Raw genomic sequence first — 11,451 nt, forward strand, 5'->3', positions numbered from 1 at the left:
CTCTTCCTCTTCTTCACGATCGTCCTCGGCGCGGCACGGATGCTCGGCGTCGATCCGGCACTCGTGGACACCGTCGCGATCGGCGTCGGGTCGCCGCTGTGGTTCCTCGCCGCCTACATGATCGCGCAGGCACTGGCACCGACCATGATGCGGCTCCATGAGCGACACGGTGCGTGGATCCTGCTGATCCTGTTCGCCGCGGCTCTGGCCGTCGATGCCTTCCGGTTCCTCTTCGTCGGCGGCGTCCTGGGCATCGACCCCCTTCCTCCCACGGGGTATGGCCTCGGCCAGGAACTCTCCGGCATCCCGAACATCCTGTTCGCGTGGCTGTTCGCACAGCAGGTCGGATTCTTCCTCTACGACGGCTGGTTCGCACTCCGCACCTGGTGGCAGCTCGTGCTGATGATCGCGGGCGGATACGTGGCCCTGTGGGCGCTCGTGTCTCTCGGCGGCTACACGCAGAGCATGCTCGGCAACCAGTGGCCGCCGACAGCCACGATGGCTGTCCTCGCTGTGATCCAGACCGCGGCGCTGACCATCCTGCACCGCCCTCTGACCGCCGTCATGCGCACCAGAGCGGCGCAGGGAACTGTCTTCCTCATCGGCTCGCGGCTGATGACGATCTATCTCTGGCATCTCCCCGTGATCATGGTGCTCGTCGGCATCGAGCTCCTCCTGCCGTTGCCGTTGCCGTCGCCGGGAAGTCCGCTGTGGTGGTGGACGCGACCCCTGTTCTTCGTGGTCGTGCTGGCTGCCGTATGGCTGCTCTCCCTGTGGCTTGGTCGGTTCGAGAGAGTGCCACGATTCGGCGTGCCGCGCCGCCCGTCGACGGCGGTCACGGTCGCTGCCATCGTGGTCTTCGTCACGCCGATCATCGCGATCACCGCGTACGGACTCGACTTCCCGCTCGCTGCAGCGGCCGCCGTCGGAACGGGCGCGGCGCTGTGGTTCACGAAGGCGTCCGCGCCGTGATCTGAGAGTGAAAAGCAAGAAAGCCCCCGGCGAACCGGAGGCTTTCTCATGTTGTGTGACCCCAGCGGGATTCGAACCCGCGTTACCGCCGTGAGAGGGCAGCGTACTAGGCCGCTATACGATGGGGCCGTCTGGCGGACGTTTCCGTCGCGCGACAACCGTTCAAGTATGCCATGGCATTTCTCGGTCCGCCAAATCGACGCCACCCCGACCTGACTCCCGGGCGTGGCGCGCAGAATCCGTTTGCCGTGCGCCGGTTGAAGGAGTTGACTCGTCTCATGCGCGTCACCAAGTTCGAACATGCCGCCCTCCGCCTCGATGCCGGCGGGAAGACCCTGCTGATCGATCCGGGTTCCTTCACCGCACCGCTGGTCGATCTCGACAGTCTGGTGGGGATCGTGATCACCCACGAGCACCCCGACCACTGGACCTCCGATCACTTCGACCGGCTCCTGCGCGCGGCGCCGGGCACGCCGATCTTCGCGCCGTCCGGAGTTGCCCGGGCGGCGGAGGGGTACGACATCACCGTGGTCTCCCCCGGCGAAACCGTCGAGATCGGCGGCTTCTCGCTCCGGTTCTTCGGCGGCACGCACGAGGTCATCCACTCGTCGCTGCCCGTCGTCGAGAACGTCGGCGTGCTGGTGAACGACGAGCTCTACTACCCCGGCGATTCCTACGCGGTTCCGGAGGGGGTCGCGGTCGGCACGCTCGCTGCTCCGCTCGGAGCGCCCTGGCTGAAGATCGGCGAGGCGATGGACTATGTGCTCGCTGTCGCGCCGCGTCGCGCCTTCGGCACCCACGACATGACGCTCTCGGTCATCGGGAAGAACATGCACCGCCAGCGGCTGCAGTGGGCGACCGAGCAGGGCGGCGGCGAGTTCTTCGTTCTGGAGCCCGGCGAATCGCTCGATCTGTGAGCGGCGCGGTACGACGCCTCCTCCCTCCGCCGACCGAGCGACTCGTCTTCCGGGAGATGACGGAGGACGACCTGGACCTGATGGCCGATCTGCTCGGCGACCCGGAGGTGATGGCGTTCTATCCGGCGCCCAAGAGCCGCGCCGAGAGCGCCGAGTGGATCGCGCGCATGCAGGAGAGCTATCGGAAGCACGGCCACGGACTGTGGATCATCGAGACGCGCGGCGGCGAGTTCGTCGGCGACTGTGGTCTGACCTGGCAGTCCGTGAACGGCGATCCGGTGCGGGAGGTCGGCTATCAGGTGCGCCGGTCGATGCAGCGCCGGGGGTACGCGACCGAGGCCGCGCGCGCGTGCGTCGAGCTCGTAGCTCGGGAGTTCGCGCCGACGCTGCTCACCGCCATCATCCATCCCGCCAACGACGCCTCTCGCGGCGTCGCGGAGAATCTCGGGATGACCCACATCGACGATGACCGTGCGCACCCGTGGATCGTGCGCACGGTCATGGGGATGCAGGTCGCTCCCGCTTAGTCGCGGTGGCTAGCGCCCTGAGCGGCGCGCACACGGAGATCGCGTTCCAGATGGTCGCGCTGCTCGACGACGAGCCGCCGCAGCGCCGCGGGCGCCCCCGCGTTCTCGGCGATCCAGGCGTCGACGGCACTCAGCGAATCGGCCGCGGGGAAGAACCCGAGGACCAGCCGACGCGCGATCTCGATACTGCGGTCACCCCAGACTCCCGCAATCCGCGCGAAGTACTCCGCATCGAAGACCTCGGTCAGATCACGGCGCCCACCGGCACGGAATCCGTCGATCTCGGCGTCGAGGTGATCGTTGCTCAGCGTGAGGTCGGTCCAGGCGGTCTCCCAGGCCTCGCGCCGCACGGCGGCGTCGGGCCGCGACGCCCGTGCGCGTCGCGCTGCCGTGCGTCCGCTGCCCGTGTCGTCGCGGTCCTGCTCGGCGCTGATGTCGGCGAGGTCGGCGTGCCCGGTCGTGACGAGTGCCGTCAGCAGGTGCCAGCGCAGATCCGGGTCGACCACGAGACCCGCGGGCACGTCACCGTCGAGGAGGGCGCGCACGTGCTCGTGGTGCACGTCGTCGTATGCAGATGCGGTCGCGAGAGCCCGCGCCCACGACAGCTGCGCGTCGCTGCCGGCGTCGGCGGCCTGCAGCGCGCTCCACACGGTATCCGTCCAGCCGCGCTGCTCCGCAGCACGGTCCGCATCCGCCACGAAGTGCCGGATGGCGTACGCGGCGTTCGCGAGGACACCCGCCAGCAGCCCGATGTTGGACTCCGCGGGGCCGTGCGTACGCACGATCGCCACGTACCGCGCCGCATCGAGCTCACCGTCCCTCGTGGCGTTCCACAGCGACGACCACACCAGTGCCCGCGCCAGCGGCTCCTCGATCTCCGACAGCGACTCCTCGACCGTGCGCAGCGACCGCTCGTCGAGCCGCGCCTTGGCATACGTGAGGTCGTCGTCGTTCAGGAGCACCAGATCGGCATCGGGCAGATCCAGCGGGGTCCGCTCGCCGATCAGGTCGAGTTCCTGCTGCTCGCGACGGACGACGCGCCCGTCCAGGCGCTCGTACAGGCCGATGCGCAGTCGGTGCGGACGCGGATCGGTCTGGACGAGGAAGCTCCGACCGTCGTCATCCGTCTCGGTCCACAGCGTCGACACACCGGAGGTCTGCAGCCATGCCGCCGACCAGTCGCTCATGTCGCGGCCGGAGACGGCGCTGAGCTGCACCAGGAAGTCGTCGAGCGTGGTGTTCCCGAACGCATTCGCAGCGAAGTAGCGCCGAGCACCCTCGAAGAACGCGTCATCGCCGACGAAGGCGACCAGCTGCTTGAGGACCGCGGCGCCCTTGGCGTAGGTGATCCCGTCGAAGTTCAGCTTCGCCGCCTCGAGGTCGGTGATGTCCGCCACGATCGGATGCGTCGTGGGCAGCTGATCCTGCTGATACGCCCAAGCCTTGCGGCTCGCGGCGAACTTCACCCAGGCGTCATGGAATCGGGTGGCGACCGCGGAGGCGTGCGCACCCATGTAGTCGGCGAACGACTCCTTGAGCCACAGGTCATCCCACCAGGTCATCGTGACGAGATCGCCGAACCACATGTGGGCCATCTCGTGCAGGATCGTGTTCGCCCGTGCGGCGCGCTGCGCTTCCGTCGCCGCGCCGCGGGAGAGATACGACTCCGTGAACGTCACGAGACCGGGGTTCTCCATCGCACCGAGGTTGTACTCCGGCACGAAGATCTGGTCGTACTTGCCCCACGGGTACGGGTAGGCGAAGGCGTCGGTGAAGAAGTCGAGTCCCTGCCGGGTGACCTCAAGGATCTCGTCGGCCTCCAGATAGGGCGCCAGCGAGCGGCGGACGAAGACGCCGAGGCTGACCTGCTGCTCGTCGCGCCGCCACTCGCCCTCGACACGCGTGTAGGGGCCGGCGGCGACCGCGGTGATGTAGCTCGAGATCGGCAGCGTCGGGGCGAACGCCACCCGCTGCACCCCGACGCCGAGGTCGGTGTGCGCCGCGGTCTGGTTGGAGAGCACCTCCCATTCGGAGGGGGAATCGACGACGAAGGTGTACTCGGCCTTCATGTCGGGTTGCTCGAAGCACGCCATGACACGACGCGAATCCGCCGGCTCGTACTGCGTGTACAGGTACGTCTCGTCATCGGCGGGGTCGTGGAAGCGGTGCAGTCCCTCGCCGGAGCGGCTGTACGCCCCGACCGCCTCGACGCGCACCACGTTCGAGGAGGCGAGACCGGCGAGCGTGATCCGGGCTCCGTCCCACACGACATCCTGGTCGACGCCGTTCACCTCGACGCGGCGCACCTCTTCGCCGATGAAGTCGAGCCAGGTCCTTTCCGCCGTCGCATCGAACTCGAGCGTCGTCACGGTCGGGAACCCGGTGCGCGCCCGCTCGGGCGCCCCCGTCAGATCTAGTTCGACACGGATGCGGTGCAGGGTGACCGCTGCGGATCGCGCGGCGGTCTCCTCCCGGGTGAGGTTGGCGGTGTCCATTCCTCCATCCTGGCATCCGGACGAGACGCAGACGGCCCCACCTTCACGCCTCACTCGTCGCGCAGGCGATGGCCGATCTCCGCGTAGAGCTGCGCCGAGGCCGCCGCGAGTGCCTCAGCCGACGCCTCATCGCCCCGCGCAGCCGCGATCGACGAGAGGACGCCGTCACTGCGCGCCACCTCCGCACGATCGCCGGTCGCCTCGGCGATGCTCCGTGCCTCCTCGGCGTGCCGCGCCGCATCGTCGAGCAGGGGGCGGGCTGCGCCCGAGTCGATCGACGCAGCGCGCACCAGGATCTCGGCCAGTGAGTTCGCCGCCTCGGTCGCGATCAGGGGCGAGCCGGCGCGTTCCGCCTCGCGCAGGGTTCGTTCGGCGGCGGCTCGCGCTCTCACGAGGTCGCCGGCGCGCCCGTCCAGCCGCGCTTCGAGCAGGTCGAGGTCGGCCGAGGTCGCGAACTCCCCCGCTGTCCGCAGGGTCTGTCTCGCGGTCGCGCACAGTTCGCGAGCGCGCACGTCATCTCCCGTCGCCTCCGCCACCAGTGCCAAGGTCCTGCGCACGAACGGCAGCGAGTCGACGCTCGACTCGTCGAGCAGCCCCTGCAGCTCGACGGCCGCGTCATCGAGCTGGCCGATCGCCAGGAGGAGCAGCGGCCGGTTGCCGCGAACGACCGCGACGTTGAGATCGTCGCCCTCTTCCCGCGCCATCGTCAGCGCCACCGCGTAACGGTCGCGTGCCTCCGGGTAGCGGGCGAGGATGCGCAGCGTATCGGCATGATTGCCCGTCGCCCGCCCCTCCACGATCCGATCCCCGGCCGCCCGCGCGTGTCCGATCGCGAGCTCGTACGACCGCAGTGCCTCTTCGAGATGGCTCATCCACCGTTGGACGTTGCCGATCTGATTCCACGTGCGCGCGAGTGACACCCCGGTGGCGATGCGTCGCACCCGATGCAGCGTGATCAGCGCTTCGTCCAGACGCCCGAGCTTCTCGGCGCAGTGCGCGACGCCCAGGGCGATCTCCGGCACGAGGTCGAGTCCCTCTCCGCGCGCTGCGAGGTCATGCAGGCGCAGCGACTCGTTCCACATCGACCACCGGGAGAGCCCGGGGTGCGCTTCGATGGCGAGCTGCTCGACCGCGGAATCGGCGGCATGCTCTCGAGCCGCCGCGGCGACGGCGAGCACGGTCACCACCTCCCGCGCCGCGTAGTCGGGATCGGAGCGGATCCGCTCGAGCACCGCGGCCGCTGCTGTGCGCACGAATGTCCGGCGCTCCGAAGAGGGTCGAAGCGAGCGTGATCTCTCCGCGGCGAAGGCGAACACCGTGGCATGGATCTGCACATGTCCGTCGCGGAGTTCGACGAGATGGCGACCATGAAGGCGATGCAGATCGGCTTCCGCCGACGGACCGCCGGCAGCGAGCAGCACCGCGGCGTCGATGTCCCTGTCCAACAGCGCAGCGTCCGCCAGCAGATCGGCCTCACCCTGCGACAACGAGCGGGTGGCGGCTTCGAGCACGGGACGGATCCGCGCAGCACGCGGCTCGTGTTCGAAACGCGACGCGAGATCCTGGAACGACCAGCCCTCGTGCTCACGGACGATCCCCGCGAGCATCACCAGGTCGAGCGGGAGACCGCCTCCCACGGCCACGATGCGCTGGAGCGCGTCTGTGCCGACGTCGATCTCCGAGGGGGACAGAGGCGCCGCCGTCCCCTCGACCGTGATGAGATGCGCGAGGAGCCGTTGCGCGTCGATGTCCGTCATCGGAGAAACGACGACACGAGCGATGGTGAGCGTCTGCGGTCGCACACGCTGCTCCAGATCGGCGAGGTCGACCCGGGAGGTCACGACGTACCGCACCCCGGGGGCGATCAGTGCGGCGAGGCGCCGGGCGTCACCCGCGTCTTCCACGATCACGGTCGTACCGCGAGCGGTGACCTGCAATGTCTCGCGCAGGCGGGGCAGCTCGTAGGGCAGCGCACGGACTCCGAGCGCGCCCAGCATGCGCCGCAGGACGTCGATGGGGTCGGCGTGCGGACGGTCCGGCTCGGATTCGCGCAGCTGCACCGTGAGCACCGAGTCCCTGCCGACCAGCGCGGAGGCGAAGGTGCTCTTCCCGGCGCCCGGCAGCCCGGTGAGAATCAGGACATCCGCCGCGGGCACCGAGGCCAACAGCGCCTCTCGACCGATCTCCGCGCCAGGAGCGTTCCGCGGAGCATGCGTCACCTCGATATGCACTCCGGATCGCTCGCCGTTGAGCACGCGCGCCGTCTCGCTCCAGCGTTCCGATTCGGCCTCCCCGCCACCGAGCGCCCGGACGATGTCTCCGACGAGCCGATCATCCACCCGTCGTCGACCGGGACGGAAGCAGTCGTAGACCGTGACCTTCGCCGGTTCCGCTCCCCCGCGCAACCGTCCGATGCGCCGTGCGATCTCCGCGTACGAGGGGGATCCGGCATCCGCGCGCATCCGCCCGAGCCCGCTGCAGAGCTCGTCGAGGGTGCGCGGGGCGGGCATGAGTCGAGCCTATGGCAGGCTGCGGGGGCGCTCGGCCGGCGCGTCGTTCGGGCTCGTTCGGGGTCCGACGGCGCCCGGTGGTGGGCATCTAGGCTCGCTCGACGGAGAGGCCGCCCGACCTCCCGGACAAGGAGACACTCCCCATGACGACACGCGCAGAGATCGCCGCGAAGCTCGACGACTTCTCGTTCCAGAAGGTGAACTTCGGCGGGTTCCTGATGAACAAGCGTGCGAAGAACTCGCACGCGCTGTGGACCCGCACCTCCGACAAGGGGGTCACGGAACTGACCATCCTCACGACGCGGGACTTCGGTGAGGGCAACGTATACGACGTCGCCGCGTTCACCCTGGATGGCACGGTGCCCGCCGACGTCGTCGCCGAGCTCCGACAGCAGGCCGAGAGCCTGACCGACCGGATCAACCTCCGCGAGCACGGGTATGTGTACTCGTGCCTCGAGCCGTGGGACGGCGGGGGCACCATCTGGATCTCGAAGAAGCCGGAGTTCCGCGCGCTGAGCCGGATCGATCAGGGCATCTACGTCATCCCGATCCAGCGTCTCAACGGGCTGAACGAACCGCGCTGGCTCGCGTGGGCGCGCGACAACGGCCAGCTGAACATCGCCATCGTCTACAAGCCCTGACGGTGCTCGCGCACTCGGAACCGACGCCCGCCCCGCACGCAGGAACCCCCGTGCGGGGCGGTTTCCGACTGATCGCCGCGTCGGCGGCCTATCTGGCGATCGCCGCCGGCGTCGCGTTCTATCTGCTGCCTGTGGGTTTCGGGCTCGAAGGTGCCGCCCTGCTCCTCGCACAGCTGGCGACGATCGTCGCGGGCGCTGTACTCGTCGCCACCTCGACCTTCGCAGTCGTGCAGCATCGACGGCGACGCGCGAACCTCGAAGCCATCGCGCAGGCGCTCGGGTGGACGTACCGCGCAGACATCGGCGACCGTATCTGGGGCGGATCCATCGACGAGCAGATAGACCGTGGGAGCCGCACCGCCCAGGACCATCTCGATGCGCTCCACACCAGCCTCCCGTTCGACAGCGTCGAGCGCATCTTCGTCGTCGGCGACCGCGAGGGAGCGACCACGCACACCGTGCGCGCCGTGCGTATCCCCCTCCCGTCGGAAGCGCCGAGGATCACGCTCCGCTCGCGTCGGGGCGGTGGAGCGCTCAGTCTGCTTCCGCGACGACCGACCGGCCGCTCGCAGCTGCGGTTGGAGGGCAACTTCAGCGATGTGTTCGAGGTGTCCGTCCCGCACGGTTACGAGACCGACGCGCTGTATGTGCTCACGCCTGATCTGATGGCGATCCTTCTCGATGAGAGCGCCGACCTCGATCTGGAGATCGTCGACAGCACACTGCACCTGTACCTCCCCGCCGTCGACCTCACAGACGAGAGCGAGCTCCGCGGGTTCCTCACCGTGATCGCCGCGCTGCACGATCGGTTCGGACGACGGACGCTGCTGTACCGCGATGAGGCCGCCGCTCCGCTCGACCCGCAGTCCTACCGCCGCGAAGGCGACACTCTCACCGAGCGCGCTCGGACCGTGGACTCCCGTGCACGGTGGTGGCCAGTGATCGCCGCAGTGGCCACACCACTCATCCCGATGCTCATCGCTGTCGTCTGGCTGCAGCTCGCCGGTTGACGTTCTTCGAGATCTCCGGCCCACCCAGGAGCCGTCGGATGGCCGTCTCGGGCGTCACCGAGAGGTCCAGCGTGCGTCCCCGTGCGTACTGGCGGAAGACCCGCGGATCGATGTAGCTGCCGCGTGCGACGGCCGTCGTGTTCCCGAGCGCGGTCGCGGCGGCCTGCACGGCGAGTCGCTCGGCCTGGTCCCGATCTTTGCGACGGTCGAGCTCGCCGATCCGCGCGAGTGCATCGGCCGCGATGACGGTCCCGTGCAGGGTACGGAAGTCCTTGGCCGTGAAAGACGCCCCAGTCACCTCGCGGAGGTACGTGTTGACCTCGGCGGGAGTGATGCGCACGCGGCGACGACCGCGGCGATAGGCCAGAAGGAAGGCTCCCGACTTCCCTGCGGCGAAATCGGTCAGCGCGTCGGCGAGCGACTCGTCGGTGATCTCGATCGAGGCGGTGCGGCCGCTCTTCGCGGGGAAGGACAACGCCACGTCGCTGCCGGACACGCGCACGTCGCGCCGGCGAAGTGTCGTGAGCCCACGGCTGCCGTGCCGCACGAGGTATCGCTCGGAGCCGATGCGGAGCGCCGCGTCGTCGAGCAGCCGGAACGCGATCGCCAGAGCGCGCTCCTTGGTCTGTCCCTCTTCCTTGAGCGCCCTGGTCACCTGAGCTCTGGCGCTGGGCAGAGCGGCCGCGAGGTCGAGTGCTCGCACGAACTTGCGGCGATCACGGCTCACGCGCCACAGCGGGTGGTACAGGTACTGCTTGCGTCCCGCGCCGTCGATCCCCACCGCCTGGATGTGCGCGAGCGGATCCGCCGCGATCCACACGTCATGCCACGCGGGAGGGATGACCAGATCGCTGATGCGTTCGCGATCCGCCTCCGGAGCCGTCTCGCCGGCGGGGTCGACATAGCGGAACCCCGAACCCGAGCGCACACGCCGGAACCCCGGATCCTCATCCGGTGCGACTCGGACCAGTCTGGCCACTGGTGCATCCTCCCCTGAACTCGTCTCCGTCGAGGATGCAGGTCTCCGAACGGCAGCGGTAGGGAGTGGCGTCGCGCGCCCCGCCGTGCTATTCGCCGTCGGCAGGAGGTCGCGCAAAGGTCCGGCGCATGTGATCGCTCGTGAGGAAGTCGGCGATGCCGATCATGATCAGGCTGAAGACGATCTGCTCGGACACCATCCAGAGCGGGTACAGGCCGGGGACGGCGGCCATCACGAGCGTGATGACGGGAAAGATCTGCGCGAACAGTCTCAGGCGCTGATAGGCCCACCGCCAGCCGCGCTGCGCACGCCAGGCGAAGTAGAACAGCGTCGCGGTCATCGCGAGGACGACCAGCGTTCGCATCCAGACGGCGAACGAGACGGACTCCCCGTCGATCGCCAGCAGCAGCGCGACGATGACGGCCCCCACCCCGATCACGAGTTCGACGACGAGAAGCCAGAGGATCCACGTGAACGCTCGGACGGTCTTGGGGTGAGTGCGGTCGGCCTCACTGATCGCGACGCCGGCCTGCCGCCCGCCCGCGATCCGGTCGAGACGGAGGAAGAGAGACTCGAGGGCCATGCTCGGAGCCTATTGCGTGCGTACCCCGCGGTACTCGTCCGTTCGATGGATGTCGGCCCCGCGGCGGCGGGGTCAGCCCCGCGTGTCCGGATGGCCGAACGCGAGTCCGACGGCGGCCAGAGCAGCCTTCGCCTGTGCACGTGCCGCTGCCGCATCGGGCGCGTCGCGCAGACCGAGCAGACGCCGGCGGTGGGGCTCCCCCAGCAGCAGCTCGAACAGCGCCTCGGCGCGGGCGCGGTCATGATCGGGCATCAGGCGCTGCAGCGCGGCGATGTAGCTCTGCGGGCCTTCCTCGTAGAAGCGCCGGGCGAGTTCCGGGAATCGGCGAGCCTCCGCGATCATGAGCCGATGCAGGCCGACTGCTTCGTCTGAGTGCAACGTCAGGACGACTCCTTCTGCCACGTGCGCGAGGGACTCGTCCACCTGGTGACCCGGATGCAGGGTCTGCTCGCGGAGACGCTCGACAGCGGCGAGGAAGATGTCCGTGCGATCCCCGATGTATCCGTAGATCGTCCGTTTCGTCACGTGCGCCTCGGCGGCGATGTCGTCGAGCGTCACCTGCTCGAACCCGTCGCGGACGAAAAGCCGGACCGCGGCATCGATGATGTCGTCGCGTCGCTGAACGCGCTCATCGACGGTGGGACGACCTCGTTTCCGGCGGGGCGGACCGCTCTCGACTTCGTTCACTTCGTCCTCCTCCTCCACGGATCAACTATGCTCGATACACGAATGATACGCAGAACGTGTCATTCATGAATGCGCCCGTCCCCGCATCCACACCCGGCAAGAAGGAGAACACGCATGCCCACAGCCGCCC

At 68.8% G+C, this 11,451-nt stretch carries 10 protein-coding genes and 1 tRNA gene; 5 read left to right on the forward strand and 6 right to left on the reverse strand.

Annotation, left to right across the window (positions count from 1 at the left end):
- Window positions 1–972: acyltransferase family protein (locus HCX50_RS19490; protein ID WP_167635449.1), on the forward strand; the 972-nt coding region annotated here is incomplete at its 5' end.
- 56 nt (window positions 973–1,028) lie between these two features.
- Here HCX50_RS19490 and HCX50_RS19495 read toward each other — a convergent pair.
- A tRNA-Glu gene (locus tag HCX50_RS19495) sits at window positions 1,029–1,101 on the reverse strand.
- 149 nt (window positions 1,102–1,250) lie between these two features.
- Between HCX50_RS19495 and HCX50_RS19500 the strand changes: the two genes are divergently transcribed.
- Window positions 1,251–1,889, forward strand: a complete 639-nt coding sequence (locus HCX50_RS19500) for an MBL fold metallo-hydrolase (RefSeq protein ID WP_167635450.1) — start codon at window positions 1,251–1,253, stop codon at window positions 1,887–1,889.
- Window positions 1,886–2,416: a GNAT family N-acetyltransferase gene (locus HCX50_RS19505; RefSeq protein WP_279627359.1), complete on the forward strand. Its 531-nt coding sequence runs from the start codon at window positions 1,886–1,888 to the stop codon at window positions 2,414–2,416. Before HCX50_RS19500 ends, HCX50_RS19505 begins: the two co-directional genes overlap by 4 nt.
- Here HCX50_RS19505 and pepN read toward each other — a convergent pair.
- Window positions 2,413–4,911: an aminopeptidase N gene (gene pepN, locus HCX50_RS19510; protein ID WP_167635451.1), complete on the reverse strand. Its 2,499-nt coding sequence runs from the start codon at window positions 4,909–4,911 to the stop codon at window positions 2,413–2,415. The genes HCX50_RS19505 and pepN overlap by 4 nt on opposite strands.
- Before the next feature lie 50 nt (window positions 4,912–4,961).
- The gene (locus HCX50_RS19515) at window positions 4,962–7,421 is read right to left on the reverse strand and encodes a tetratricopeptide repeat protein (RefSeq protein ID WP_167635452.1); all 2,460 of its coding nucleotides are present in this window, start codon (window positions 7,419–7,421) and stop codon (window positions 4,962–4,964) included.
- Between the two features lie 143 nt (window positions 7,422–7,564).
- On the opposite strand from HCX50_RS19515, the gene HCX50_RS19520 reads away from it, so the two are divergent.
- Together HCX50_RS19520 and HCX50_RS19525 are read left to right on the forward strand one after the other, a co-directional pair.
- On the forward strand, window positions 7,565–8,062 hold the full coding sequence (locus tag HCX50_RS19520; RefSeq protein ID WP_029263558.1) for a hypothetical protein: 498 nt from the start codon (window positions 7,565–7,567) through the stop codon (window positions 8,060–8,062).
- Between the two features lie 50 nt (window positions 8,063–8,112).
- Entirely contained in the window at window positions 8,113–9,072 is a 960-nt protein-coding gene (locus HCX50_RS19525) for a hypothetical protein (RefSeq protein ID WP_167635453.1), read from the forward strand.
- On the opposite strand, the gene HCX50_RS19530 is transcribed toward HCX50_RS19525, so the two are convergent.
- The 3 genes from HCX50_RS19530 to HCX50_RS20245 form a co-directional block, all read right to left on the reverse strand.
- Window positions 9,038–10,051 (reverse strand): DNA topoisomerase IB, encoded by a 1,014-nt coding sequence (locus tag HCX50_RS19530; RefSeq protein ID WP_091035978.1) that lies wholly within the window; start codon window positions 10,049–10,051, stop codon window positions 9,038–9,040. The genes HCX50_RS19525 and HCX50_RS19530 overlap by 35 nt on opposite strands.
- Before the next feature lie 88 nt (window positions 10,052–10,139).
- The gene (locus HCX50_RS19535) at window positions 10,140–10,634 is read right to left on the reverse strand and encodes a hypothetical protein (protein ID WP_167635454.1); all 495 of its coding nucleotides are present in this window, start codon (window positions 10,632–10,634) and stop codon (window positions 10,140–10,142) included.
- 72 nt (window positions 10,635–10,706) lie between these two features.
- Entirely contained in the window at window positions 10,707–11,321 is a 615-nt protein-coding gene (locus HCX50_RS20245; protein ID WP_167635455.1) for a TetR/AcrR family transcriptional regulator C-terminal domain-containing protein, read from the reverse strand.
- Between the last annotated feature and the right edge of the window lie 130 nt (window positions 11,322–11,451).

The sequence above is a fragment of the Microbacterium sp. B19(2022) genome, assembly GCF_012030385.1.
Lineage (GTDB): Bacteria > Actinomycetota > Actinomycetes > Actinomycetales > Microbacteriaceae > Microbacterium > Microbacterium oxydans_B.